This is a genomic window from Micromonospora sp. NPDC051141 (assembly GCF_044455765.1).
Lineage (GTDB): Bacteria > Actinomycetota > Actinomycetes > Mycobacteriales > Micromonosporaceae > Micromonospora.
On sequence record NZ_JBITFD010000020.1, the window covers coordinates 44333 to 70383 of the forward strand.

The following is a 26051-nucleotide window of genomic DNA, read 5'->3' on the forward strand; positions in this document are numbered from 1 at the left end:
GGAACCGCCGCTGCGGGAGCCGGACCTGCCGCGTACCGCGAAGGTGCGGCCCACCGCGCTGCGTACCGGCTGGACCACCGGGGCCTGCGCGACCGCCGCGGCCAAGGCCGCGGTGACCGCGCTGGTCACCGGCGTGCCGCAGCCGGAGGTGGAGATCGGGCTGCCGGCCGGCAGCCGGGTCCGCTTCCCGGTCGCCCGCTGCGAGCTGACCGGCGTCCCGCCGCGGCGCGCCGAGGCGGTCGTGGTCAAGGACGCCGGTGACGACCCGGACGTCACCCACGGCGCGGAGCTGACGGCCACCGTCGACTGGGCCGCCGCCCCCGGGCTGCGCCTGGCCGGCGGGCCGGGCGTGGGCACCGTCACCAAACCCGGCCTGGGGCTCGCCGTGGGCGGCCCGGCGATCAACGACACTCCACGCCGCATGATCGACGCGGCGGTGGCCGAGGTGGTCGACCTGGCCGAGGTCGGCGTCCAGGTGGTGATCAGCGTCCCGGGGGGCGAGATCATGGCCCGCAAGACCACCAACCGGCGGCTCGGCATCCTCGGCGGCATCTCGATCCTCGGCACCACCGGGATCGTCCGGCCCTTCTCCACCGCCTCCTGGCGGGCCAGCGTCGTGCAGGCCGTGCACGTCATGGCCGCGCAGGGCGAGCGGACCGTGGTGCTCTGCACCGGTGGGCGCACCGAGCGGGCGGCCCGCGCGCTGCTGCCGGAACTACCCGAGGTCTGCTTCGTCGAGGTCGGTGACTTCACCGGCGCGGCGGTCCGGGCCGCCGTCGCCGACGGCATGACCGGTGTGGTGTTCGTCGGGATGGCCGGCAAGCTGGCCAAGCTCGCCGCCGGCGTCCTGATGACCCACTACACCCGCTCCGCCGTGGACCTGTCGCTGCTCGGCGCCGTGACCGCCGAGGCCGGCGGCGACCCGGCGCTGGTCGCCGCCGTGACCGGGGCGAACACCGGCCGGCACGCGTACGAGCTGTGGGAGGCCGCCGGGCTGCTCGGCCCGGCCGGGGACCTGCTCTGCCAGCGGGTCCGGCAGGTGCTGCTGCGCTTCGCCGGGCACGCCGTCACGGTGGACGTGGCGATGGTCGACTTCGCCGGGAGTCGCACGGTCGCCGCCACCGGCCGGTGGGCACGGTGAGCACGGTGACCGTGGTCGGCCTGGACGCGGCCGGTGCGCCGGCGCATCCCGCCCTGACGCCGGCGCTCGCCGCCGCCGGGCTGGTCGTCGGCGCGGCCCGGCACCTGGCCGCGGTGCCCGTGCCGCCCGGCGCGGCCACCGTCACGCTCGGGCCGCTCGCCCCCGCCGTGGACCGGCTGGTCGCCGCCGTCGCCGCCGGCGTACCGGCCGTGGTGCTGGCCAGCGGCGATCCCGGCCTGTTCGGCATCGTCCGCCGCCTGCGCGCGGCCGGGCTGCCGCTGCGGGTGGTGCCGGCGGTGTCCAGCGTGGCCGCCGCGTTCGCCCGCGCCGGGCTGCCCTGGGACGGCGCCGCGGTGGTCACCGCGCACGGCCGGGACCCGCGCCCGGCGCTGAACGCCTGCCGGGCACTGCCGCTGGTGGCGGTGCTCACCGCCCCCGGCGCCGGGGCCGCCGAGCTGGGCGTCGGGCTGGTCGGCTGGTCCCGCCGGCTGCTGGTCGCCGAGCACCTGGGCACCGACGCCGAACGGATCCGCGAGGTCACCCCGGCCCAGGCCGCCGCCGGGACGTGGGCCGACCCGCACGTGCTGCTCAGCGTCGCCGTGTCCGACCCCGGCGGGATGCGGTGGGACAACCAGCCGGCCGCCGCGCCCGTCGACGGGTGGGCCCTGCCGGAGAGCGCCTACGCCCACCGCGACTCCATGATCACCAAGTCGGAGGTACGCGCCCTCGTCGTCGCCCGGCTGCGTCCCCGGCTGGGCCGGCTGGTCTGGGACGTCGGCGCGGGCAGCGGATCGGTGGGCGTCGAGTGCGCCCTGCTCGGTGCGGCGGTGCTCGCCGTCGAGCGGGACGCCGGGGCCGCCGACGCGATCCGGGCGAACGCCGCCGCGCACGCCGTCGACGTACGGCTGGTCGTCGGGCGGGCCCCGGCGGCGCTGGCCGGCCTGCCCGAACCGGACGCGGTCTTCGTCGGCGGCGGGGGCACCGACGTCCTCGCCGCCGTGCTGGCCCGCCGCCCCGACCGGGTGGTGCTCACGCTGGCCGCCCTGGACCGGGTCGCGCCGGCCGTGGCGCTGCTGCGCGACGCCGGCTACCGGGCCGGGGGCAGCCAGCTCTCCGCCGCCCGCCTCGCCGACCTGCCCGGCGGGTCGATCCGTCTCGCGGCCACCAACCCGGTGGTCGTCCTCACCGGGGAGCGCACGTGCACCACCTGACCTCGCACGCCCGGATCGGGCTCGTCGCGGCCACCGCCGCCGGCCGACGCCACGCCCGGACCGTCGCCGCCGCCTGGCCGCATGCCCGGCTGGTGCCGGGGGAGAGCGTCGCCGACGCACTGCGAACCGCCTGGTCCGACTGCGACGCGGTGGTCGCCTTCCTGGCCACCGGCGCGGTGGTCCGGATCCTCGCGCCGCTGCTCGGCGACAAGCGCACCGACCCGGCCGTCGTGGTCGTCGACGAGGCGGCCCGGCACGCCGTGGCGCTGCTCGGCGGGCACGCCGGCGGCGGCAACGCCCTCGCCGAGGCCGTCGGCGCGCTGGTGGACGCCCGGCCGGTGGTCACCACCGCCACCGACGCGGTCGACCTGCCCGGCCTGGACACCCTGGGCTGGCCGGTGGAGGGTGCCGTCGCCGCGGTCTCCCGGGCCGTCCTGGACGGCGAACCGGTCCGGCTGGTGGCCGACGCCGACTGGCCACTGCCCGCCCTGCCGCCGAACGTCCGCCCGTCCGCCGCGGACGTCGCGGACGTCACGAACGCCGCGGACGTCACGAACGCCGCGGACGTCACGAACGCCGCGGACGTCACGAACGCCACGAACGCCGCGGACGTCGCGGATGCCACGAACGCCGGGGACGTCGCGGACGTCGCGGACGTCACGGACGCCGCGGACGTCGCGCCGGCCGGCTACCGGCTGCTGGTCACCGACCGGCTGGTGCCGCCGGACGACCGGACCGCCGTGCTGCGACCCCCGTCGCTTGTCGCCGGGATCGGGGCCAGCCGGGGCGTGCCCGCCGCCGAGGTGCGCGACCTGCTGCACCGGGAGCTGACGGCGGCCGGGCTCAGCCCGGCCAGCCTGCGCTACCTGGCCAGCGTCGACGTCAAGGCCGACGAGACGGGCATCGTGGCGACCGCGGACGCGCTGGGCGTACCGCTGGTGACGCATCCGGCGGCGACGCTGGCGGCGGTCGACGTGCCGCACCCCAGCGAGGTGGTGCGCGCCGCGGTCGGCACACCCAGCGTCGCGGAGGCCGCCGCGCTGCTCGACGTCGACGGTCGGTCCGGCGACGCCGAACTGCTGGTGCCCAAGACGGCGTCCGCGATGGCCACCGTGGCGGTGGCCCGGCACGCGCCGCGCGGCCGGCTCGCCGTGGTCGGGCTCGGGCCGGGCGCCGCCGACCTGCGTACCCCCCGCGCGGTCGCCGAGCTGCGCCGGGCGGCCGTGGTCGTCGGCCTGGACCAGTACGTCGACCAGGTGCGCGGCGTGCTGCGCCCGGGCACCCGGGTGGTGGCCAGCGGGCTGGGCGCGGAGGAGGCCCGGGCCCGGGCCGCCGTCGCCGAGGCCGCCGCCGGCCGGGCGGTCGCGCTGATCGGCTCCGGCGACGCCGGGGTGTACGCGATGGCCAGCCCCGCCCTGGAGTACGCCGACGAGCGGATCGACGTGGTCGGCGTGCCCGGGGTGACCGCGGCGCTGGCCGCCGGCGCGCTGCTCGGCGCCCCGCTCGGCCACGACCACGCGTACCTGAGCCTGTCCGACCTGCACACCCCCTGGGAGGTCATCGAGCGGCGGGTGACCGCCGTCGCCGAGGGCGACTTCGTGGCGCTGTTCTACAACCCGCGCAGCCGGGCCCGCGACTGGCAGCTCGGCCGGGCCCTGGCGATCCTCGCCGCGCACCGCCCACCGGACACCCCGGTCGGCGTGGTGCGCAACGCCAGCCGCGACGGCGAGCGAGTGCACCTGGCCACCCTGGCCACCCTCGATCCGCAGGTGGTCGACATGTACAGCGTGGTCGTCGTGGGCAGCAGCGACACCCGCCTGGTCGCCGGTCGGATGGTCACGCCCCGGGGGTACCGGTGGCGCTCGTGACCATCGGCGCCTGCCAGGGCTGCGGCGCCTGCCTGCTCACCTGTCCCACCCACGCGATCCGGCCGGTCGCCGGCGGCCTGACCGTCCGGGCCGACCGCTGCACCGGCTGCCTGGAGTGCGTGGAGATCTGCCCGGTGGACGCGATCCGGCTCACCGACCCCGACGAACGTGGAGGAACCCGATGAGTACGACCGCCGCCAGCACCGCACCTCCGGTCGGCCGGTGGAGCCGCGCCGAACGGGCCCGCCTCGGCGGCATCGTGCTCGCCGTCGCCATGCTGCACGTCGCCGGCTGGAGTTTCTACCTGTACTGGAACAACCAGCCCGCGGCGGCCGGTGGGCTGGCCGGCGCCGGCACCCTGGCGTACGTGCTCGGGGTGCGGCACGCGTTCGACGCCGACCACATCGCCGCCATCGACGACACCACCCGGCTGATGCTGCTGCGCGGTCGGCGGCCGGTGGGCGTCGGCTTCTTCTTCGCCCTCGGGCACAGCGCGGTGGTGTTGCTGCTGGCCCTGATCGTCGGCCTGGCCTCGACGAACCTCAGCGGCGCGGGGCTGGTGCGGGCCCGCGAGCTGGGGGCCACCGTCGCGATCGTCACCGCCACCGTGTTTCTGACGCTGGTCGCGGTGCTCAACGCGGTGGTGTTGAGCGGGCTGGCCCGGCTGTGGCGCCGGCTGCGCCACGGTGGCCTGGACGAGCGGGAGCTGGACCTGCACCTGCTCAACCGGGGGCTGATGCAGCGGGTCCTCGGCGGCCGGGCGAGGGCGCTGGTGCGCTCCTCGTGGCACATGGCCCCGGTCGGTTTCCTGTTCGGCCTCGGCCTGGAGACCGCCAGCGAGGTGACCCTGCTGGCGCTGTCGGCGAGCACCGCCGCCGCCGGTGGCCTGCCGGTGCTGGCCCTGCTCACCCTGCCGCTGCTCTTCGCCGCCGGGATGTCCGCCATGGACACCGCGGACAGCCTGCTGATGAGCCGCGCCTACTCGTGGGCGTACCGGCAGCCGGCCCGACGGCTCTTCTACAACCTGGCCACCACCGCGATGACGGTGCTGGTGGGCGCCGTGGTGGCCAGCGTCTACCTGGCCGGGCTGCTGGTCGACCACCTGGGGATGACCGCGCTCTCCGGGTACGCCGCCGTCGCGGACCACTTCGAGCAGCTCGGATACGTCGTGGTGGGCCTCTTCGTGGCCTCCTGGGTGGGCGCGGTCGCGCTGTGGAAGCTGCGCGGCTACGACCGCCGCTACGCCGGCACGCTGCCCGCCGGCACCGGGGAGCAGCCGTGAGCCGGGTGGTGCACCCGATCGAGGCGGAGTCGTACCGGATCCTGCGCGAGCGGGTCGACCTCACGCACCTGCCGCCGCTGACCCGCGCGGTGACCGAGCGGGTGGTGCACGCCAGCGCCGACCTGGCGTACGTCGACGAGTTGGTCTGCGACGAGGCGGGCCTGGCGTCCGGGCTGGCCGCGCTGCGCGCCGGCGTGCCCGTGGTGACCGACGTGGCGATGGTCGCCGCCGGGATCACCCGGGCCGGCCTGGACCTGGTCTGCCCGGTCGCCGAGCCGGCCGCCGCCGAGCTGGGCCGGGCCGCCGGGATCACCCGGTCGGCGGCGGCCGTGCGGATCGCCCTGGACCGGGTCGGTCCGGGCGCGGTCTGGGTGGTCGGCTGCGCGCCGACCGCGCTTGTCGAACTGCTCACGCTGGCCGCCGCACCGGCGCTTGTCGTCGGTCTGCCGGTCGGCTTCGTCGGCGCCGCCGAGTCCAAGGCGGCGCTGCGGGCCAGCGGCCTGCCCGCCGTGTCCAACGTGGGGGAGAAGGGCGGTTCGGCGGTCGCCGCCGCCGCCCTCAACGCCCTGCTCTACATCGAGGAGGTGCCATGACCGCTCTGGTCATCGTCGGGCACGGTACGCGCAGCGCGGCCGGGGTCGACCAGTTCGCCGCGCTCGTCGAGCGGGTTCGTCGACGCGGTGTCGTCGAAGACGTCGAGGGTGGCTTCATCGAGCTGTCCCGTCCGCCGCTGACCGACGCGGTGACCGCGTTGGTGGAGCGGGGACACCGGGCGCTGGTGGCGCTGCCGCTGGTGCTCACCGCCGCCGGGCACGGCAAGGGCGACATTCCCGCCGCGATGGCCCGCGAGCAGCAGCGCCACCCCGGGTTGACCTACCGCTACGGCCGTCCGCTGGGCCCGCATCCCCTGCTGCACGCCGCCATCGAGGAGCGGATCGACGCCGCGCTGGCCGGCGCCGACCGGGCCGGCACGTGGATCGCGTTGATCGGCCGGGGCTCCACCGACCCGGACGCCAACGCCGAGGTGGCGAAGGTCGCGCGGCTGCTCTGGGAGGGACGCGGTTACGCCGGTGTCGAGCCGGGGTTCATCTCCCTCGCGGAGCCGTCGGTGCCGGCGGTGCTGGAACGGCTGCGCCGGCTCGGGGCGCGGCGGATCGTGGTGGCGCCGTACTTCCTGTTCGCCGGGGTGCTGCCGGACCGGATCGTCGCCCGGTCGGCCGAGTTCGCCGCCGCGCACCCGGATCTGGACGTGCGGGTGGCCGAGGTGATCGGCGACTGCGACGCGCTGGCCGACCTGGTGCTCGAACGGCACGCCGAGGCGCTGGCCGGGGACATCCGGATGAACTGCGACACCTGCGCGTACCGGGTGCTGATGCCGGGCTTCGCCGACAAGGTGGGCCGTCCGCAGCGCCCGCACGACCACCCGGACGACCCGGTCGACGGTCACCACCATCACCACGGCCACGGCCACGGCCACCATCACCACGGCCACCAGCACCACCACGAGGCGACGGCGGGGTCGGTCGCGGTCGTCGGCGGCGGGCCCGGCCCGGACGACCTGATAACGGTACGCGGAAAGGCCCTGCTGGACGCCGCGGACGTGGTGGTGGTCGACCGGCTGGCCCCGCAGGGGCTGCTCGCGGGGCTGCGTGACGACGTGCTGGTGGTCGACGCGGCCAAGGTGCCCCGCGGTCCGTCGATGGCGCAGGACACGATCAACGCGGCGCTGGTGACACACGCCCGCGCCGGCCGGCGGGTGGTCCGGCTCAAGGGCGGCGACCCGTACCTGTTCGGTCGCGGCCACGAGGAGGTGCGGGCCTGCGCGGAGGCCGGTGTGCCGGTGACCGTGGTGCCCGGCGTGAGCAGTGCGTTCGCCGCGCCGGCGCTGGCCGGTGTGCCGGTGACCCACCGCGGCGTCGCGCACGATGTCACAGTCGTCTCCGGGCACCTGCCGCCGGGTCACCCCGGCTCGCTTGTCGACTGGGCGGCGCTGGGCCGGGCCCGGGGCACACTGGTGCTCCTCATGGCGGTGGACACCATCGCCAAGATCGCCGCCGTGCTGGTCGAGCACGGCCGCGCCCCGGAGACGCCGGTGCTCGCCGTGCAGGACGCCGGGCACCCCGGGCAACGCGCGGTGCCGGCCCGGCTGGACGAGATCGGCACGGTCGCCGCCCAGCAGGGTATCCGTCCGCCGGCGGTGTTCGTGGTGGGTCAGGTGGCCGCGCTGGGCTGACCGCGGGCGGGCGGGGCGTGGGCGACGACCGGTGTCCCGGACCGGGCCGGGGCGAGCGCCGTGGGTGGCGGAACGCCTCGATGCGCAGCGCCCCGCTCAGGGGCTCGCCGGACCCGGCCGGCGACGCGCGAAGGCGTCGAGCCGGCCCCAGCGGCCGGGAATGTCCAGCAGGGTGATCCGTTCGAAGGCGGGCGGGAGCGCCGGGGTGGTGGCCAGGTGGTCCTCGTGTGGCTCCAGGCCCAGCATCGTGCGGAGCAGGAGCAGCGATGCCCCGCTGGACCACGCCTGCGGGCTGCCGGCGGTCGGATACCGGACCGGGTAGCGGGTGGTCCGGCGGTCGAACCCGCCGAACGCCTCGGGTAGGCGACCCTCGAAGAAGCCCGCGGCCTCGATGATTCCTTCGGCGATGCGTCCCGCCTCGTCGGTCAGTCCGTAGCGCCGCAGGCCCCAGGCGATGAAGGAGTTGTCGAACGGCCACACGGTCCCGTTGTGGTAGCCCAGCGGGTTGTAGCGGGCCTGCCCCTCGGCCAGCGTGCGGACCCCCCAGCCGGCGAACAGCGCGGGACTCATCAGGAGTTCGGCGACCCGTCCGGCGCGCTCCGGCGGGACGATGCCACTCCACAGGAGGTGCCCGATGTTGGAGGACAGGCTGTCCACCGGCGTGCCGTCGCGGTCGAGCGCCAGGGCGTAGTAGCCGCGGTCCGCCAACCAGAAGTCGCGGTTGAACCGCTCGTACAACGCCGCCGCCCCGTGCTCCAGACGCTCGGCCAGGGCCGGATCGTTCCAGAAGGCACGCGCCAGCCGGGCCGCGCGGACCTTGGCATCGTAGGCGTAGCCCTGGGTCTCGCACGTCGAGCGGGGGAAGCCCGGGAGTCGTCCGTCGGCGTAGGAGATGCTGTCCCACGAGTCCTTCCAGCACTGGTTGTCCAGGCCGGTGGAGCGGTTGCGGCGTTCGTACGAGACGTAGCCGGCGCCGGTGAGGTCGGCGTGGTTGTCCAGCCAGTCCAGCGCGGCGCGTGCCTCCTGTTCCAGCTCGCGGACGAGGTCCGCGTCGCCGCTCCACCGCTCGTACTCGTCGAGCAGCACCAGGAACAGCGGTGTGGCGTCCACCGTGCCGTAGTACGGCGAGTGGGGTTGCTCCTCGAAGGCCGCTGACTCGCCGTAGCGCAGTTCGTGCAGGATCCGGCCGGGATCCTCCTCCAACACGTCGTCGGTGCGCGCGCCCTGGAGGGAGGCCAGGATCCGCAGGGTGGCCGGTGCCAGGGACGGGGTGAACGGCAGCGCCTGGAGACAGGTGAGCAGACTGTCCCGGCCGAAGAGGGTCATGAACCAGGGCAACCCGGCGGCGGGCACGGTGGCGCCGCCGAGCGAGAGCGGCGTGAACCGCAGCGCCGCCAGGTCCACCAGGCTGCGTTGGTAGACCTGGCGCAGCACCGGGCTGTCGGTGTCCAGGGTCGGAGCCGCCGCCACCCAGGCGCGGACACCGTCGGGCAGGGTCGACGCGTCGGGCCGGTGGACCCGGAGCCCGGCCCGCAGGTCGACGCCGTCGGGTCGCGGCGCTCTCATCTCGGCCCGCACCTCGACCGTCCAACTGGATCCGGCGGCCAGCCGGATCGGGAAGTCGAGGTGCTCCGGGGTGAAGGTCGCCGGCTGGCTGGCGGTGAGGACGACCTCCCGCTGGAAGGTGGCCCGGCGATAGCCCAGCCGTAGCTCGTCGGGGGTGACATGCGCGTAGCGTTCGCCGACCTTCGCGTCGGCGGCGAACTTGATCTCGAAGATGTCGGCGAAGTCGGCGGCCACCTCCAGCCGTACCGCGAGGTCGAGATCCGACTCGCCGTAGTTGAAGACGGTGACGGTCTCGACCATGTCGGCGCCGATGCGGCGTCGTCGGATCGCGGACACGTCCGCCTGGACGTAGTCCATCCGGCCGCCCGGCACGAGGAAGAACGCCACCTCGAAGTACTGGCTGTCGTCCACCGAGAGGGCGGTCATCCGCTCGCCGTCGATGGTGAGCACCCACCGGGACAGGTAGCGCGAGTCGGCGGAGAACAGACCCACCGGCGCGGCCGACGAGGCCTCGATGTCCCCGCTGCTGTCGGAGACGACGAACGTGTTCCCGTCGATGCACGACACGGTGCCCGGCACGTCCCTCACGCGGCGCCTCCACCCGGCCGGCCGGCCGCCGTCGCGGGCGCGGAGAACAGCCGTCCGATCCGCAGTGCCAGCGCGAGGTCACCGTCGACCATGATCTCGCCCCGGGCGATCGCCGCCAGCCCGTTCATCCCGCCGGCCACCATCGCCACGGCGGTCCGTTCGGAGAGCGTGATGACCGTGGTGGCGGGGCCGGCGTCCGCGGTGACCCGTAACCGCCCGTGGTCGATGTCGAGACGCCGGTGGTGTACCCCTCGGTCGTCGTGGATGTCGAACCGCACGCTGCCACTGACCTTGACGAGCCGCTCGTCGGAACCGCTCCGACCCAGACCGTCGAAGAAGGCGTCGATCGGCGTCACCCGGACCTCCTCGCTGCCACCGGTGTCTGGCCGGCGGTGGCTACCCGCGCCGGGGCGGCTCTAACACCGCCCGCACCGTCGGCGCGGGGTGCAAACCACGCAGACCCGCTCAGGGCGCCCAGGGCGTCGTGATGTTCCAGGTGCTGTCCGCGGCCCACAGCGCGGGTGAGTTCCACGCCTCGCCGCCCGTGCCGTTGCTCAGCCAGACCTCGGAGTCGTAGTGCCGCAGGTATCTGCCGCGGAAGTTGTAGGACTCCACCGAGACGCCGCTTCCGGTGACGCCGACCCGGGCGCACCAGGTGGCGTCCGCGCGGAGCAGCGCCGAGCCGTCGTTCGGCGAGTTGCGTACCCGCGAGTTCTGGTGCCGGAGGAACTGCCCGGGGAAGTTGACCGACTCGAACGAGTAGCACGTCGCGTCGGCCAGACCGGCCCGGACCGTGTAGGTCGCGTCGTTCCTGAGCAGCGCGGAGCTGTTCCCGTCCACGACCTCCGTGTAGGCGAGGCTGTCCCGGTGCCGCAGGTACCGGTTGGTGAGTCCGGGGGTGGTGACCTGGAAGGAACGGCGGGTGTTCAGCGGCAGTGCCACCGGCGCGGAGCTGCCGACGGATCTCGACGCGTTGATGAGGGACAGGTTGGCGGCCCGTACCCGGGCCTGGTCCATCTTGACCACCTGCCGGTCGTAGGTGAGGAATCCGTTCAGCTCACCCTCCTGGTCGGCGATCTCGGTGTAGACCGAGGCGCTCAGTCCCTTGCCGAGCATGAGGTTCTGGGTGCCCTGCACGAGGCCGACGTAGCGGTCGGTCAGCGCCGTGGCGTTCGGTTGCCACTCGTACGCGAAGAACGCGCCGTTCGGGCTCCACTCGTGTCCGGGCGCGCGCAGGCCGAGGCCGCCGAACTCGCCGAGCACGGCGATCCGGCTGCTCGACGGCACCGGCGAGTCCGGCCCCAGGTAGACGTGCCAGTCGTCGATGTCGCCGTTGCCGGGGTTGCCCAACGACTGGCAGCAGTTGTAACCGCTGTGCGCGTTGACCAGCCGGGTCGGGTCCTGGTTCTTCACGTTCTGGGCCACCCGGCGGGTGTCGGCCAGCGCGCGCTCCCCCCACCCCTCGTTGTAGACGGTGTAGGTGACCACGGCCGGCGAGCTGCGGTGCTCGTCCACGATCTCGCGGGCCTCGGCCTCGAGCTGCGCCTGCTGCGCGTCGGTCGCGTCGATGTCCTGCGCGGTCAGTGACGGGATGTCCTGCCACACCAGCAGACCGAGCCGGTCGGCGTGGTAGAACCAGCGCTGCGGTTCGACCTTGATGTGCTTGCGCACCATGTTGAAGCCGAGGTCCTTGTGCTTCTGCAGGTCGAAGGCGAGCGCGGCGTCGGTGGGCGCGGTGTAGAGCCCGTCCGGCCAGAAGCCCTGGTCCAGCGTGCCGGTCTGGAAGACGAACTGGCCGTTGAGCTTCGGCCGCAGGACGCCGTTGACCACGCCGGTGCTGATCTCACGCATGCCGAAGTAGTGCGTGGTCCGGTCGACCTGACCGCCCGCCGCGTCGCGCAGGGTGATCCGCAGATGGTAGAGGAACGGGTCGTCGGGGGACCAGCGACGGGCGTTCGGCACGGGCACCGTGAACTCGGTGAAGCCGCCGGTCGCGGAGCCGACCACGGTGGAACCGTCGAGCGCCTCGGCCTCGACGCGGTGCCCGCTGACGTCCCCGCGGGTGCGGACCCGGACGCGGAGGGTGTTGTCGGCCAGGCGTGGGTAGAGGTCGACGCTGCTGATCGACGCCGCCGGCACCGGTTCCAGCCACACCGTCTGCCAGATGCCTGAGCTCGGCGTGTAGAAGATGCCGCCGGGTTGCTTGGTCTGCTTGCCGATCGGCGGCAGACTGCCGCTCTGCCGGCTGTCCGTCGGGTCCCACACCTTCACCACGATCTCGTTCGCGCCGCCGCGCAACTGCGCGGTGACGTCGAAGGTGAAGGCGTCGTAGCCGCCGGTGTGGCCGCCCACCGCCACGCCGTTGACCCAGACCGTGGTCTGCCAGTCGACGGCGCCGAAGTGCAGCAGCACCCGACGCCCGCTCCAGGTCGTCGGCACCGTCACGGTCCGCCGGTAGAACAGGTGGTTGCGGTTGTCGCCGGCCGCCCGCTGCACCCCGGACAGCGCGCTCTCCACCGGGAACGGCACGTTGATCCGCTCGGGCAGGTCGGTGCCGAACTGCGGGGCGTCGTCCGTGGCGGACTGGCGTAGCTGCCACTCGCCGTTCAGGTTGAGCCAGTCCGGCCGGGTCATCTGCGGTCGCGGATAGTCCGGCAGCGGCACGCCGTCGAGGGCCTGGGCGGTCCAGGGAGTGGTCAGCGGCGGGTTCTTGGCCGGCACGGCGTGCGCCGGCGCGGCCGGCGCGGTGAGCAGGCCGGCGACAAGCGTGAGAACGGCCAGCAGGGGCGTGGCGAGGCGGACGGGACCGGGACGTGTCATGCCGTCTCCATCGGGCGGGCCGTCAGGGCCGAGCTGCGCCGCCGGCGGCTGGCGGTGGGTGCCCGGCGGCCGATCGGGTCAGGCCCGGTCCCGACATCGTTATAGAGCCCTGACGGGCCACCCGTCAATCCTCATCCATCGATATGTCACATCGCGTCATCCGTCGGCCGGCAACCGGTCTCACGTGGTCAGGGGCGTGAGGAACACCGTGGCGGTGCAACTGATCGCGCCGACGTTGGTCACGGTGAGGGCGAGCTGGCGTTGGGTGGTGCCGTCCGGGTTGACCCGCTGGACGTACCAGCTACGGGTGATCTCCATCTGGCACGGGTCGGTGAGCTGCGCGCCCCAGGGGGACAGGCCGATCAGGTGGACGGCGGTGAGCGGGTTGGCGTTGTTCCAGGTCCAGGTGGACGAGCCGGCCGGGGCGAGGGTGCCGACGTACCAGGTGGTCGGCACGGACAACTGCGCCAGGCGGACCTGTGCGCCGCAGGTGACCGCGCCGATGTTGCGCACCACGAAGGCGAACTTGCGGACCGCGCCGGCCTCCTGGAGGTACCAGGTGCGGGTGATCTCGAGCTGGCAGGCGGCTGCTCCGCTCGCGCCGGTCGGGCTCAACCCGAGCAGGTAGGAGACGGTCGGCGCCACCTGTTCGACCCACCGGTAGTTGCCGGTGGCGCCGGGGGCGAGCGGCGCGATGGTCCAGTCGTACGTGGCGGGCTGGGCGGACAGCAGGACCGTCGCCGCGCAGGTGATGGCGCCGTTGTTGCGGATCTGGAAGTGGAAGCGTCGTTCCCCGCCCGGCTGTTGGGAGTACCAGCGGCGGGTCACCTCGAACTGGCACGGCAGGGCGGCGCTCGCGCCGGTGGGGGAGAAGCCCACCTGGTACGCCACGGTGAGCGGGTTGGCGTTGTTCCACACCCAGCCCTGGGTGTCGCCCGGGGCCACCTGCCCGGTCGCCCAGGAGGCCGCCAGGGTGGCGCGGTTGGCGGCGGCGTGGGTGCCGGCGGACACCGCCGCCGGTGGGGCCGGCACGACCCGCTCGGACCGGGTGCCGCCGGCGCGGGAGCCGTCGGGCGGAACCGCCGCGGCGGGGACGGCCGAGCCGGCGAGCATCAGCAGCACCAGCATCGCGCCGAGGCGTACCCGTGGTGTTGTTCCTCGCATCTGCCGCCCCCACTCGATGTGCGTCACGATCGATGCTCACGATCGCACGCCCGCCCGGCCGATCAGGCGACCGACCGGGACGGATAGCTGACACCGTGGCGTGGCGGCGGCTCCCGCCGGTGACCGCGCCCCCGGGCGGCCGGGGGCCTGGACAACTTCAGTTAACAAACCTAATAATTAGCCTCCCGTCGATACCCCTCGGCCGGGCACCCCTCGGGAGGACCGGATGGCGCGCAGATTCCGAACACCGTTCCTGGCGGCCCTGGCGGCCCTGGTCGCCGCCGCCGCGGCGACCCTGACCCTCGCCGAGCCGGCCCTGGCCGCCGGCCCTACGGCCACGTTCACCAGGACCTCCGACTGGGGCACCGGCTGGGAGGGTCGGTACACCGTCACCAACGGCGGCTCGGTCACGATCACCGGCTGGCAGGTCGCCTTCACGCTGCCGGCGGGCACCACCCTCGGCTCGTACTGGGACGCCACGGTCACCAGCGTGGGACAGCGGCACACCTTCACCAACCGCTCCTGGAACGGCACCCTGACCCCCGGCGCGTCGGTGTCGTTCGGGTTCCTGGCCACCGGCTCCGGCTCGCCCGGCGACTGCACACTCAACGGCGCGCCGTGCGGAGGTGGCGCACCGCCCACCACGGCCCCGCCCACCACCGCACCCCCGACCACGGCACCGCCCACCACACCGCCACCGACCACGGCACCGCCCACCACCGCGCCGCCGACCAGCCCGCCGAACACCGGGCTGCCGCGGCACGCCCTGATCGGCTACCTGCACGCCAGCTTCGCCAACGGCGCCGGGTACCTGCGGGTGGCCGACGTGCCCGCGGACTGGGACATCATCAACCTCGCCTTCGGTGAGCCCACCTCCGTCACCTCCGGCGACATCCGCTTCCAGCTCTGCCCGGTCGCCGAATGCCCCAATGTGGAGACCGAGGCCCAGTTCATCGCCGCGATCCGCGCCAAACAGCAGCAGGGCAAGAAGGTGCTGCTGTCCATCGGGGGCCAGAACGGGCAGGTGCAACTCACCACGACCGCCGCCCGGGACACCTTCGTCCGCTCGGTGTCGGCCATCATCGACCGGTACGGCCTCGACGGCCTGGACGTCGACTTCGAGGGCCACTCCCTCTACCTCGACCCCGGTGACACCGACTTCCGCAACCCGACCACGCCGGTCGTGGTGAACCTGATCTCGGCGATCCGCGCCCTCAAGCAGCGCTACGGGACCGGCTTCGTGCTCACCATGGCTCCGGAGACGTTCTTCGTGCAGCTCGGCCACCAGTTCTACGGCTCGGGCCCCTGGGGCGGCCAGGACCCCAGGGCCGGGTCCTACCTGCCGGTGATCCACGCGCTACGCGACATCCTCACCGTCCTGCACGTCCAGGACTACAACTCCGGTCCCATCGTCGGGCTCGACGGCCAGTACCACACGATGGGCGGCGCCGACTTCCACATCGCGATGACGGACATGCTGCTGGCCGGCTTCCCGGTCGCCGGGAACGCCGACGCCGTCTTCCCCGCGCTGCGCGAGGACCAGGTCGCGTTCGGCGCGCCCTCCTCCACCAGCGCCGGCAACGGCTACCTCGCCCCCGCCGGCGTGCAACAGGCGGTCACCTGCCTCGTGCGGGGTCAGAACTGCGGCGGATACAGCCCTCGCAGCGGCACCAACCCCAACTTCCGCGGCCTCATGACCTGGTCCATCAACTGGGACCGGTTCTATTCCTGGGAGTTCCGGCTCAACCACGGCCCGTTCCTCAAGGCGTTGCCCTGACGCGAGGGCGCCCGACCGGCCGGACCCGCCGTCCGTCGGGGGCCCGTACCGGCGGGGGGGGGGGGGGGGGGGGGGGGGGGGGGGGGGGGGGGGGGGGGGGGGGCGGGCGGCGGGGGGGGCGCGCGGGGGGGGCCCCGCCCCCCCCCGCGCGGGGGGGGGGGGCCCGCGCGCGCCCCGCCCCCCCCCCCCCCCCCCCCCCCCCCGCGACCCGGCCAGCCGGGTTCACCGGCCGGCGGCTCCGCCCGTGCCCTCGTCCGGGCGCGGAGCCGCCGGCGCGGGGTGGCCACGAGCGGACCTGGCTCCACGCGTTCCTCGACGAGCGGGTCGGCGGTCAGTCCGGCACGTCGCCGGCCGCCCAGCAGGACGAGTGGCCGTGGCAGCCGGTGTAACCGGCGAGCGCCTGGTGCAGCGCGGCCAGCCGCGTGGCGGGAAGGTCGCCGGCGAGGTTGGTGAGCTGGTCGGGGTCGGTCGTGCGGTCGTAGTACTCGCGCTCACCGTTCGCGTACTCCACGTAGGTGTAGGTCGCGGTCCGCAGCGCGTTGTAGGTGGTCGGGCTCCCGTTGCGTTGGTCCTGGGCGTCCGGGTCGTCGGCGGCCTGCTGGGGTCCGTGGTGCTCGACGAGCGCTCCGTCGCGCCAGTTCGGGGCCGCGTCGCCCTGGACGAGACCGAGCAGGCTGCGGCCGTCGACGTCCGCGCCGACCTCCGCGCCGGCGATCCGCTGGAAGGTCGGCGCCAGGTCGACGTTCTGGACGATCTCCGGCCGGGTCCGGCCCCGGCTGACGCCGGGCCCGACGACGACGAGCGGTACGCGCACGTCGGTGTCGAAGGCGGTCTGCTTGCCGCCGGTGAGCCGGTACTCGCCCATGTGGAAGCCGTTGTCGGAGCTGAACACCAGGTAGGTGTTGTCGGCGACGCCGCTGACCGTCAACTGCTCGCGGAGGTTGGCGATGAGCCGGTCCACCGCCTGCACCGCCTGCGCGCGCTTGCGGAAGTTGCGGTCCAGGTTGTCCTTCTCGGTGGCGGTCAGCGGTCCGTTGCCGGCCAGCCAGGAGGGCGCCTGGCGGGGCAGGCGGTCGTAGGCCGGGCCGCGTGGGGCGGTGAGGCCGGGGAACTTGTCGAGGTCCTGGTCGGCCGGGGTGAACGGGCTGTGCGGCGCGAACGTCGAGACCTCCAGCAGGAACGGGGTCCCGGCCGCCGCGGCGCGCTGGATGAACGATCTGCCCTTCCGGGCCAGCACGTTGGTGAGGTAGTCGGCGGGTGCGTCGCCGTAGTGCCTGACCACATGGTTCTCGTTGAGGTCGTAGTTGTACTCGGGGTAGCCGTTCCCCGCGACGTACCACTCGGACCAGCCCGGCGGGACGTAGGGCTGGGTCCCGCTCTGGGTGTCGGCCGGTTGGTAGCCGTTGAGGTACTTGCCCATGAACGCCGTGGTGTAGCCCCGGCCCTGGACGGCGGTGGCGAAGGTGCGGTTCTCGTTCCCCCGGCTCTTGAAGACCGCGAATCCGCCGTCGCTGCCGCCGTTGGTGAACACGCCGGTGTCGTGGGGGAAGTCGCCGGTCAGGATGGACGAGCGGGAGGGGCAGCAGAGCGAGTCCGTGACGGTGTAGTTGGTGAACGTCACGCCCTCCGCCTGCAACTGCCGTACCTGCGACAGGTACGGCACGAGGTTCCAGGCCAGGTCGTCGGTGAGCACGAAGACGATGTTGGGCGGGGCGGCGGCGGGCGCGGGCGCGGGCTCCGCGCCCCGTGCGGGTGTCCAGGCGGCGACGGCGGCCAGCGTGACGACGGACAGCGCGGCGAGGCGGCTCCGGAGAGTGGTCGGCATGGGGGCGAGCCTGCCTGATATCGACCGGGATCTTATTAACCGGTGGTAATGATCCGGTCAACGCGCCCGCGGCGCACGCGGTGACGACGAGGGTCGACGAGGGTCGCACCTCTCGACGAAAAATTCAAGGTGGTCTAACTCTGGACCTTTACTGTTAACACTCCTAATAATTGGCTCCTCGGTTCCGTCCCCTCCGGAAGGCCCACCCCCATGCGCCGCCCCGCCGTCCTCGCCCTGGCCGCCGTCCTGGCCGCCGGCGCCACCACCGTCTATCTGGCGTCGTCCGCCTCCGCGGCCGCCGCGTGCTACCCCACCTGGTCGTCGTCCGCCGTGTACGTCGGCGGTGGTCAGGCGTCCTACCAGGGCGTCAACTACCAGGCCAAGTGGTGGACCCAGAACGAGAACCCGGCCACGCACAGCGGCCAGTGGGACGTCTGGGCCAACCAGGGCGCCTGCGGCGGCACCACGCCGCCGACCACGTCACCCCCGACCACGACACCGCCGCCCACCACCCGACCCCCGACCACCCCGCCGCCCACGACCACCCCGCCACCCACCACGCCTCCGCCGACCGGCAACGGTCAGCTCCCGAAGCACTTCCTCACCGGGTACTGGCAGAACTTCGACAACCCGGCCCAGGAGATCCGGCTCCGTGACGTGCCGGCCTCGTACGACCTGGTGGCGGTCGCGTTCGCCGACGCGACGAGCACACCGGGCGCGGTGTCCTTCGGCATCGACGCGGGGTTGAGCGCCTCGCTCGGCGGCTACACCGACGCCGACTTCAAAAACGACGTCGCCACCCTGCACGCGCGGGGCAAGAAGGTCGTCATCTCGGTCGGCGGCGAGCGCGGCACCATCTCGGTCGCCAGCTCCAGTGCCGCCACGAACTTCGCCAACTCGATCGTCGGCCTCATCGGAACCTACGGGTTCGACGGCGTCGACATCGACCTGGAGAACGGCGTCAACGCGACGTACATGGCCCAGGCGCTGCGCGACATCCGCAACCGGACGAGCGCCAACCTGATCATCACGATGGCGCCGCAGACGATCGACATGCAGAGCACCGGTGGCCAGTACTTCCAGCTGGCGCTGAACATCAAGGACATCCTGACCGTCGTCCACACCCAGTTCTACAACTCCGGCGCGATGCTCGGCTGCGACAACAGCGCCGCGTACGGCCAGGGGTCGGTCAACTTCCTCGTGGCGCTCGCCTGCATCCAGCTCGAGAACGGGCTCCGGCCGGACCAGGTGTCCCTCGGGCTGCCGGCCGCGCCGAGCGCCGCCGGTGGCGGCTACGTCAACCCCTCCGTGGTCAACCAGGCTCTCGACTGCCTCGCCCGCGGCACCAACTGCGGCTCCGTCAAGCCGCCGCGCACCTACCCCGGAATCCGGGGCGCCATGACCTGGTCGATCAACTGGGACGTCACCAACGGCAACGGATTCGCCACCACCGTCCGCCCGCACCTCACCACCTTGCCCTGAACCCCCACAGGAGCGTGTCATGAAACTCAGGCAGAAGATCCTGGCTCTGGCCGCCGTCACGGTCACCGCCACCGCGATCGCCATCGTCCCCATGTCCACGTCGAGCGCGGCCGTGGCCTGCTACCCGGCCTGGTCCGCGTCCGCCGTGTACGTCGGCGGTGGTCAGGCGTCCTACCAGGGCGTCAACTACCAGGCCAAGTGGTGGACCCAGAACGAGAACCCGGCCACGCACAGCGGGCAGTGGGACGTCTGGGCCAACCAGGGCGCGTGCGGCGGCGGCACCACCCCGACCACGCCGCCGCCCACCGGCCCGAGCAACCCGCCGCCGGCCGGCAAGATGGCCGCGTCGCCCTACGTCTACCCCGGTTGGGGCAACCCGCCGGCGCCCTCGACCATCACCGCCCAGGGCGTCCGCGCGTTCACCGTCGCGTTCGTGCTGGCCAACGGCTGCAACCCGGTCTGGGACGGTGAGGGCGGCCTGACCGGCGGCGTCCACGAGTCCTGGATCAACCAGGCCAAGGCGGCCGGCGCGACCATCGTCCCGTCGATCGGCGGCTGGCAGGGCAACAAGCTCGGCCCGAACTGCGCCACCCCGGAGGCCCTCGCCGGGGCGTACCAGAAGGTCATCAACACCTTCGGTCTCAAGGCCATCGACATCGACATCGAGAACTACGACGAGTTCGAGAACTACGTGGTCGCCGACCGCATCGTGAGCGCGCTGGGCATCATCAAGCGCAACAACCCGGGCGTCACCACGATCCTCACCTTCGGGACGACCACGAGTGGCCCCAACGCGCACGGCGTCCGGCTGATCAACCAGGCCCGGGCGCTGAACGCCAACGTGGACGTCTTCACCATCATGCCGTTCGACTTCGGCGGCGGCAGCGACATGTACACCAGCACCCGCAACGCCGCGGAGGGCCTGAAGAACCAACTGAAGTCCACGTTCGGCTGGAACGACCAGACCGCCTACGCCCACATGGGCATCTCCGGCATGAACGGTCTGTCCGACCAGCAGGAGGTCACCACCCCGGAGACCTGGACGCGGATCCGGGACTACGCCAGGAGCAGCGGCCTCGCCCGGTTCACCTTCTGGGCGGTGAACCGCGATCGCGGCTGCGCCGGTGGGGGCGTGGTCTCCACCTGTAGCGGCATCGCCCAGAGCGACTGGGAGTTCAGCCGCATCTCCGCCGGCTTCTAGGCCCGGAGGTCTCCGGTGGACGGTTCGGCGACCAGGCGAACCCGAAACCGGAGACCTCACCCGCCGGTTGCGGACCCCTTGCCGGGACCACCGCCCCCGACCAGCGGCGGCACTTTTCTGGGGTATCGAAGCGTGTGACCGTGTGCCACGATCGCTGTCGAATCCGCTCAGGGCGCCGCACAGGTCGCACGATGGTGGCGCGATCCGTGGCTGACGTAGTGAAGGGCCGATGGACAACCGGTATCAGTACTACCGCATCGCTGATCCGACCTTCTACGACCGACCCGGTGCCGACGGCGGCCCCCGGCGGGACCGCTTCGGGTCGGACCTGCGGGCCGGGCCGGGATGGAACCTGTCGACCCGGGACGGGTGGACGATGGCGACGCCGCCACGGGGCCTCGTCGCGACGCAGGGGTGGAAGATCCACGTGTCCGCGACGCTTGACAACGCCCCACGGATTCTCGACACCGTCTGGACCTACTGCCAGCAGGCGCAGCTCGCGTACAAGTTCCTCAGCACCGAACTCGAGCTGACCCTGCGCAACTCGAAGTACGCGGACCGGGCGGCCAGCGGCAAGTTCATCACGATCTACCCCGAGGACACCGACGAGCTGGAGGCCGCGCTCCGTGGGCTCGGCGCGCGGCTCGACGGGGAACCCGGCCCGTACATCCTCAGCGACCTGCGGTGGGACCGGGGCCCGCTGTTCGTGCGCTTCGGCGGGTTCGCGCCCCGCCGGGTCACGACGGCCGACGGCTCGCGGGTGCTCGCGGTACGGCAGCCGGACGGCACGCTCGTGCCCGACCGGCGGGAACCCTCCTTCTCGGTGCCCGCCTGGGTCGACGTCCCGGCCTTCCTCCGGCCGGCGGTGGACGAGCGCGGCCGGCAGGAGACGCGACCCGAGGAGTTCCCGTACGAGATCGAGGGTGTGCTGCACTTCTCCAACGGCGGCGGCGTCTACCGGGCCCGGGACGTCAGGACGGGCCGGGTGGTCGTGCTGCGGGAGGGCCGACCGCACGCCGGCATCGACGGGCTCGGCCGGGACGCGGTGCACCGACTCGACTGCGAGGCCGACATGTTGGCCCGGCTGCGCGGGCTGCCCTGCGTCCCGGCCCTGTTCGAGAGGTTCACCTGCTGGGAGCACGTGTTCCTCGCCGAGGAGTTCATCGAGGGGCGCACGCTCGGCCGCGAGTTCAGCGCGCGGTACCCGCTCACCCGGGCGGGCGCCGGTCCGGACGAGATCCGGGACTACGTCCGGTGGGCGCTCGACGTGCTGGGGAAGGTGGGGGACGCCCTGGCGGACCTGCACGGTCGCGGCGTCGTCTTCGGCGACCTGCATCCGCACAACGTCATGGTGCAGCCGGACGGCGCGGTCCGGCTCATCGACTTCGAACTCGCCACCGGGGTGGACGACAGCGCCCGGCCCGCGATGGGCGCGCCCGGCTATGTCGCCGCGGACGGTCGCACCGGAGTCGCCGCGGACCGGTACGCGCTGGGGTGCCTGCAACTGTCGATGTTCCTTCCGCTGACCGCCGTGTTGCCGCTCGCGCCGGGCAAGGCCGCGCACCTCGTCACCGCGGCGACGCGGCGCTTCGACCTGCCCGCCGGGTTCGGGCCCGAGGTGGTGGCCAACCTCGGCCTGACCGGGGAAGACCAGGATGCGGTGTCCGCCGCGTCGCCGGACCTGGTCCCCGCCGACCTGGACACGCCGGAGGTGCCGTTCACCCGCGTCCGCGCCGCCCTGGCGACGGGCATCCTCGCCACCGCCACCCCCGGTCGGCGGGACCGGTTGTTCCCGGGGGACATCGAGCAGTTCCAGGTCGGCGGTCTCGGGCTGGCCTACGGCGCGGCGGGAGTGCTGCACGTCCTGCACCGGACGGGGGTCGGACGGTTTCCCGAGCACGAGGAGTGGCTCGTACGCCGGGTGCACGACGAGCGGAGCGCGCTGGCGCCGGGCTTCTACGACGGTCTGCACGGCGTGTGCCACGCCCTCGACGGGCTGGGCCGGCACGAGGAGGCGTTGACCCTGCTCGACCGCGCGCCCCGGGCCGCCGGGCTGGATCTGTTGTCCAGCCACCTGTTCGACGGGCTCGCCGGCATCGGTCTGAACTATCTGCACTTCGCCACCACGACCGGTGACCGGCGCTGGACGACCGCCGCGCTGGACATCGCGTCGAGGCTCGACGACCGCGACGCGGGCCGGGCCGCCGCCGGCAACCGTCCGGCCGCCGGCCTCCTGCGGGGAGCCAGCGGCGTCGCGCTGATGTCGGTCAGGTTGTTCGAGGCGACCGGTGACCACGCCCACCTGGAGTCGGCGGAGCGCTGGTTGCGGCACGACCTGGGCCGCTGCGTCCTGATGCCGGACGGGTCGCGTCAGGTGGACGACGGATGGCGCGTGTTGCCCTACCTCGCCGCCGGCAGCGCCGGTATCGCGGTGGTGCTGCGGGAGTTCCTTCGGCATCGTCCGAGTGACGAGCTGGGGACGGTGCTCAGCGAGCTGACCCGCGCGGCGTGTGCCGAGTTCACGGTCCAGTCCGGCCTGTTCAACGGGCGGGCCGGGCTGCTCGCCCTGTTGCTCGGCCTGGACCGGTCCGACGTTCCCGTCGTCGCCGCGGACGGCGGCGGCATGACCGTCGCCGACCTCGTCCGCCGGCACGTGGCCGCGCTCTCCTGGCACGCCGTGGCCTATCGCGGTGGTCTCGCCTTCCCCGGGGACCAGCTCGAACGGCTCTCCACCGATCTGGCCACCGGCGCGGCGGGCGTCCTCCTCGTGCTCTGGGCCGCCGCGCAGCGTGCCCCTGTCCCCGTCCTGCCGTTTCTCGGCGGGACGGTGCCGCGACGAGAGCGGAGGGGGGTGATGAGATGAACTTTCTGTTGAACCTGCAGGGCGTCACTGTCGAGCAGGAGCCCGCGCCCGAGGCGCCCACCAGCACCTTCAGTTACTTCTACTGCCGGGACTACAGCACGTACAGCGTGTGGGTCGGCTGCGGCGACTAGCCGCCCGTCCGGGTCCACACCCGACTCCGGCTCCCGGGGACGACCGTCGCACGGGTCGTCCCCGGGAGCCGTTGCCGTCGCTGTCGCCTGACCGCCAGTGTCCGGGCACGGACAGTGCACGCGATCCGGCGTGCGGGCCGGTCGATGATGGGTCCGTCGACGTGCCGCCGCGACGGGCCGGCGGGCGTGGCACTCCGGGCAGGGGGATGGACATGTCGTTCGAGGTCGATTTCAACTGGGCGTCGCAGGCCGTCATCGAGACGGTGGCGGTGCCGTTCCCGTCCCTGGAGACGCCACCGGACGTGGTCGTCGCCGACCCTCCGGTCCCCCAGTTGGCCTTCCAGCAGTCCGGTCCGGTCACGGTCACGATGCTCGGCTGCGGCCGATGGAACCGGGACACCAGCTACCGGTTTAACGCCGGTTGCAACCGGCAGCCGCACCACGCGGCCGAGGTGGGAGAGGTGGGGGTGCTCTCCGCCACCGAGGCGCAACGGTTGGAGACGTGGTTCGTGCGGCGCTATCCGAACTCCAACCCCGCCGTGCTCAAGAACGGCGGGAAGTGGAATCTCGTCCTCACCCGCAACGGCGCGGTGTTCAACTTCCACGTCGCCGTCCAGCCGGCCCACGGCTAGCCGCGACGTGACGCGCCGGGGGCGCGGGCCGGTCCGGCCGGCCCGCGCCCCCGCCGGTCACTTGTAGACGCGCACGTAGTCGACGAGCATCCGCGCCGGGAACGGCGTCGACGCGTCCGGCGGGCCGGGCCAGTCGCCGCCCACGGCCAGGTTGAGGATCAGATAGAAGGGGTGGTCGAACACCCACGGGCCGCGGGTCGTCTCCACCGTCTCCTTGCTGGCGTAGAAGACCTGCGTGCCGTCGACGAGGAACCGCATGCCCCGGCTGTCCCACTCGACCGCGTAGACGTGGAAGTCGGCGGACAGGTCGACCGTCCAGACGCGCTCCTGGCCGTAGCCGCCCCCGCCGTTGTAGGCGGGCGCGTGCAGCGTGGTGTAGCTGCGGTAGGTGTCGCGGCCGAGAATCTCCATGATGTCGATCTCGCCGTTGTACGGCCACGGCCGGCCGGTGAGGAAGTCGCCGCCCATCATCCAGAACGCCGGCCAGAGGCCGTTGCCCTTGGGCACCCGGATCCGCGCCTCGATCCGGCCGTACTGCACCTGGAACTTCGTGCCGGTGTTCATCCGGTGCGAGGTGTAGGCGCGTCCGCCGGCGTTCTCCCGCCGGGCCTCCATGACGAGCTGGCCGGCGCCGTTCATCGCCGCGTTGGCGTTGTCGGTGTAGTACTGCGACTCGTTGTTCTGCCCGGTGCCCGGGTCGACTGTCCACTTCGTCGCGTCCGGTCGGGCGCCGGCCGGGCCGTCGAACTCGTCGGCGAAGACGAGGGTGGTGGCCGGGAACGTGGGATCGGCGGGCCGGGCCGGGGGAGCGGTCGGGGCGCCCCCGGTGCCGTACACCTGGAACTCCCACAGCGAGTACCCGTAGCCGTTGCTGCGCGCGGTGCCGTACATCCGCACGTATCGGCCGGTGCCGGTGACGGTGAGGTCCTGCCGGAAGCCCGGGTTGCTCGTGGTGCGGTAGATCGTGGTCCAGGTGGTCGCGTCCGTCGAGGTCTGGATCTGGTACGCGGTGGCGTAGGCCGCGTCCCACTGGAGGACCACCCGGTGCACGGTCGCGGTGGCCCCGAGGTCGACGTAGATCCAGCCCGGGTCCACCCAGCCGGTGGTGGCGCTCGTCGCCCAGCGTGAGGCCGGGTCCAGGTCGAACGCCCGCGCCGGCGAGCACTGCCAGCAGGCGCCGTCGTCCTGCTGGGACGAGGCGACCGCCGGCTTGCCGTAGGACAGCAGCACGTCGCCGCCGGACGGTGGCGGTGTCGTCGGCGTCGGGGTCGTCGGGGTCGCACCGGCGGTGCGGACCGCGAGTTCCCAGAGCGAGTAGCCGTACGCGGTGGCCCGCGCGGTGCCGAGGACCCGCAGGTAGCGGCCGGAACCGGTCACGGTGAGCTGTTGACCGCCGCCGGCGCCGGTGGTGGTGGCGTAGACGGTCGTCCAGGTGACGCCGTCGGTGGAGAGCTGGATCTGGTACGCCGTCGCGTAGGCCGCCTCCCAGGTGAGGTCGACCCGGCAGACGGCGCGCTCGACGCCGAGGTCGACGCGTAGCCACTGCGGGTCGGCGGCGGCGCTGGACCAGCGGGTGCCGGGATTGCCGTCCACCGCCGCCGAGGCGGGCAGCGCGGCGTTCTCGGTCGACGAGGCGGTGGCCGGGCGGTTCAACGCGGCGTTGCCGGTGGTGTCGCACCCGGTGGCGGCGCGCGTGCCGTACACCTGGAACTCCCAGAGCGAGACGCCGTACACGGTGCCCCGGGCGGTGGTGGTGACCCGCACGTACCGTCCGGTGCCGGCGACCGCGAGCGTGTCGACGCCGCCGTCGCCGCCGGTGACGGCGCGCAGCGTCGTCCAGGTCGCGCCGTCGGCGGAGACCTGCACCTGGTAGGCGGTGGCGTAGGCGGCCTCCCAGGCGAGCACGACCTGGCTGACGGTCGCGGCGGCACCGAGGTCGACGCTGAGCCACTGCGGGTCGGCGGCGGCGCTGGACCACCGGGTGCCGGAGTCGCCGTCCACCGCCGCCGAGGCGGGGAAGGCGGCGCTCTGCGTGGACGAGGCGGTGACCGGGCGGCCCTGGGACAGCAGCGGATCGGCGCCCTGGGCCGGACCGGCGGCGACGCCGGTCAGGGTGGCGACGAGCGTCGCCGCGAGGGCGACGGCGGTGAGGCGGCGACGGGTACGCGCCGGTGGGTCGACGGTGCGGACGGGTTGGCGGTTCATGGGCGTCTCCAGGAGCGGGCGGTGGCCGGAGAATGACTCGCCGGTCGGCCGTGACCAGCGAT

Annotated in this window: 16 protein-coding genes and 4 pseudogenes; 14 read left to right on the plus strand and 6 right to left on the minus strand. The window is 73.4% G+C overall.

Going from position 1 to position 26051, the window contains the following annotated elements:
• Positions 1–43 precede the first annotated feature (43 nt).
• The 8 genes and pseudogenes from ACIA6B_RS29395 to cobA all read left to right on the plus strand — a co-directional run.
• Positions 44–1060, plus strand: a pseudogene (locus ACIA6B_RS29395) (cobalt-precorrin-5B (C(1))-methyltransferase); the annotation flags it as partial.
• Positions 1021–2352, plus strand: a complete 1332-nt coding sequence (gene cbiE / locus ACIA6B_RS29400; protein ID WP_396778387.1) for a precorrin-6y C5,15-methyltransferase (decarboxylating) subunit CbiE — start codon at positions 1021–1023, stop codon at positions 2350–2352. The pseudogene ACIA6B_RS29395 and the gene cbiE, both read left to right, overlap by 40 nt.
• Positions 2340–2873 (plus strand): annotated as a pseudogene (locus tag ACIA6B_RS29405) (precorrin-3B C(17)-methyltransferase); the annotation flags it as partial. The gene cbiE and the pseudogene ACIA6B_RS29405, both read left to right, overlap by 13 nt.
• 156 nt (positions 2874–3029) lie before the next feature.
• A pseudogene (gene cobJ, locus ACIA6B_RS29410) lies at positions 3030–4220 on the plus strand (precorrin-3B C(17)-methyltransferase); the annotation flags it as partial.
• Positions 4208–4431: pseudogene (locus ACIA6B_RS29415) on the plus strand (4Fe-4S binding protein); the annotation flags it as partial. The pseudogenes cobJ and ACIA6B_RS29415, both read left to right, overlap by 13 nt.
• Positions 4432–4494: 63 nt before the next feature.
• Positions 4495–5502 carry a HoxN/HupN/NixA family nickel/cobalt transporter gene (locus ACIA6B_RS29420; RefSeq protein WP_396778389.1) on the plus strand — a complete coding sequence of 336 codons (1008 nt, stop codon included), beginning with the start codon at positions 4495–4497 and terminating at the stop codon, positions 5500–5502.
• Positions 5499–6095 carry a precorrin-8X methylmutase gene (locus ACIA6B_RS29425; RefSeq protein ID WP_396778301.1) on the plus strand — a complete coding sequence of 199 codons (597 nt, stop codon included), beginning with the start codon at positions 5499–5501 and terminating at the stop codon, positions 6093–6095. Before ACIA6B_RS29420 ends, ACIA6B_RS29425 begins: the two co-directional genes overlap by 4 nt.
• The gene (gene cobA, locus ACIA6B_RS29430) at positions 6092–7735 is read left to right on the plus strand and encodes a uroporphyrinogen-III C-methyltransferase (protein WP_396778302.1); all 1644 of its coding nucleotides are present in this window, start codon (positions 6092–6094) and stop codon (positions 7733–7735) included. Before ACIA6B_RS29425 ends, cobA begins: the two co-directional genes overlap by 4 nt.
• Before the next feature lie 96 nt (positions 7736–7831).
• Here cobA and ACIA6B_RS29435 read toward each other — a convergent pair whose 3' ends face one another.
• From ACIA6B_RS29435 to ACIA6B_RS29450, 4 genes are all read right to left on the minus strand, one after another.
• Positions 7832–9880: a glycogen debranching N-terminal domain-containing protein gene (locus tag ACIA6B_RS29435; protein WP_396778391.1), complete on the minus strand. Its 2049-nt coding sequence runs from the start codon at positions 9878–9880 to the stop codon at positions 7832–7834.
• Positions 9881–9885: 5 nt separating this feature from the next.
• Positions 9886–10245 (minus strand): SCP2 sterol-binding domain-containing protein, encoded by a 360-nt coding sequence (locus ACIA6B_RS29440; RefSeq protein ID WP_396778304.1) that lies wholly within the window; start codon positions 10243–10245, stop codon positions 9886–9888.
• A gap of 109 nt (positions 10246–10354) precedes the next feature.
• The gene (locus ACIA6B_RS29445; protein WP_396778306.1) at positions 10355–12709 is read right to left on the minus strand and encodes an AbfB domain-containing protein; all 2355 of its coding nucleotides are present in this window, start codon (positions 12707–12709) and stop codon (positions 10355–10357) included.
• Between the two features lie 180 nt (positions 12710–12889).
• Positions 12890–13900, minus strand: coding sequence for a hypothetical protein (locus ACIA6B_RS29450; RefSeq protein ID WP_396778308.1), 1011 nt, complete (start codon positions 13898–13900; stop codon positions 12890–12892).
• 199 nt (positions 13901–14099) lie between these two features.
• On the opposite strand from ACIA6B_RS29450, the gene ACIA6B_RS29455 reads away from it, so the two are divergent.
• The gene (locus ACIA6B_RS29455; RefSeq protein ID WP_396778310.1) at positions 14100–15650 is read left to right on the plus strand and encodes a chitinase; all 1551 of its coding nucleotides are present in this window, start codon (positions 14100–14102) and stop codon (positions 15648–15650) included.
• A gap of 331 nt (positions 15651–15981) precedes the next feature.
• On the opposite strand, the gene ACIA6B_RS29460 is transcribed toward ACIA6B_RS29455, so the two are convergent.
• Positions 15982–17475, minus strand: coding sequence for a sulfatase (locus ACIA6B_RS29460; RefSeq protein ID WP_396778312.1), 1494 nt, complete (start codon positions 17473–17475; stop codon positions 15982–15984).
• A 210-nt stretch (positions 17476–17685) separates the two neighbouring features.
• Between ACIA6B_RS29460 and ACIA6B_RS29465 the strand changes: the two genes are divergently transcribed.
• From ACIA6B_RS29465 to ACIA6B_RS29485, 5 genes are all read left to right on the plus strand, one after another.
• Positions 17686–18957 carry a chitinase gene (locus tag ACIA6B_RS29465; protein ID WP_396778313.1) on the plus strand — a complete coding sequence of 424 codons (1272 nt, stop codon included), beginning with the start codon at positions 17686–17688 and terminating at the stop codon, positions 18955–18957.
• A gap of 19 nt (positions 18958–18976) precedes the next feature.
• Positions 18977–20158, plus strand: coding sequence for a carbohydrate-binding protein (locus ACIA6B_RS29470; RefSeq protein ID WP_396778315.1), 1182 nt, complete (start codon positions 18977–18979; stop codon positions 20156–20158).
• Between the two features lie 229 nt (positions 20159–20387).
• Positions 20388–23021, plus strand: coding sequence for a class III lanthionine synthetase LanKC (gene lanKC, locus ACIA6B_RS29475; RefSeq protein ID WP_396778316.1), 2634 nt, complete (start codon positions 20388–20390; stop codon positions 23019–23021).
• Positions 23018–23152 (plus strand): hypothetical protein, encoded by a 135-nt coding sequence (locus tag ACIA6B_RS29480; protein ID WP_255562982.1) that lies wholly within the window; start codon positions 23018–23020, stop codon positions 23150–23152. Before lanKC ends, ACIA6B_RS29480 begins: the two co-directional genes overlap by 4 nt.
• Before the next feature lie 212 nt (positions 23153–23364).
• On the plus strand, positions 23365–23784 hold the full coding sequence (locus ACIA6B_RS29485) for a hypothetical protein (RefSeq protein WP_396778318.1): 420 nt from the start codon (positions 23365–23367) through the stop codon (positions 23782–23784).
• A gap of 57 nt (positions 23785–23841) precedes the next feature.
• On the opposite strand, the gene ACIA6B_RS29490 is transcribed toward ACIA6B_RS29485, so the two are convergent.
• Positions 23842–25989, minus strand: a complete 2148-nt coding sequence (locus ACIA6B_RS29490) for a discoidin domain-containing protein (protein ID WP_396778320.1) — start codon at positions 25987–25989, stop codon at positions 23842–23844.
• Between the last annotated feature and the right edge of the window lie 62 nt (positions 25990–26051).

Excerpts from the sequence above, each read along its gene's own strand:
- ACIA6B_RS29420 (WP_396778389.1), top strand. The coding sequence starts at position 4,495 with ATGCTGCACGTCGCCGGCTGGAGTTTCTACCTGTACTGGAACAACCAG.
- cobA (WP_396778302.1), top strand. The coding sequence starts at position 6,092 with ATGACCGCTCTGGTCATCGTCGGGCACGGTACGCGCAGCGCGGCCGGG.
- ACIA6B_RS29445 (WP_396778306.1), bottom strand. The coding sequence starts at position 12,709 with ATGACACGTCCCGGTCCCGTCCGCCTCGCCACGCCCCTGCTGGCCGTT.
- ACIA6B_RS29455 (WP_396778310.1), top strand. The coding sequence starts at position 14,100 with ATGGCGCGCAGATTCCGAACACCGTTCCTGGCGGCCCTGGCGGCCCTG.
- ACIA6B_RS29460 (WP_396778312.1), bottom strand. The coding sequence starts at position 17,475 with ATGCCGACCACTCTCCGGAGCCGCCTCGCCGCGCTGTCCGTCGTCACG.
- ACIA6B_RS29465 (WP_396778313.1), top strand. The coding sequence starts at position 17,686 with ATGCGCCGCCCCGCCGTCCTCGCCCTGGCCGCCGTCCTGGCCGCCGGC.
- ACIA6B_RS29470 (WP_396778315.1), top strand. The coding sequence starts at position 18,977 with ATGAAACTCAGGCAGAAGATCCTGGCTCTGGCCGCCGTCACGGTCACC.
- lanKC (WP_396778316.1), top strand. The coding sequence starts at position 20,388 with ATGGACAACCGGTATCAGTACTACCGCATCGCTGATCCGACCTTCTAC.
- ACIA6B_RS29480 (WP_255562982.1), top strand. The coding sequence starts at position 23,018 with ATGAACTTTCTGTTGAACCTGCAGGGCGTCACTGTCGAGCAGGAGCCC.
- ACIA6B_RS29485 (WP_396778318.1), top strand. The coding sequence starts at position 23,365 with ATGTCGTTCGAGGTCGATTTCAACTGGGCGTCGCAGGCCGTCATCGAG.
- ACIA6B_RS29490 (WP_396778320.1), bottom strand. The coding sequence starts at position 25,989 with ATGAACCGCCAACCCGTCCGCACCGTCGACCCACCGGCGCGTACCCGT.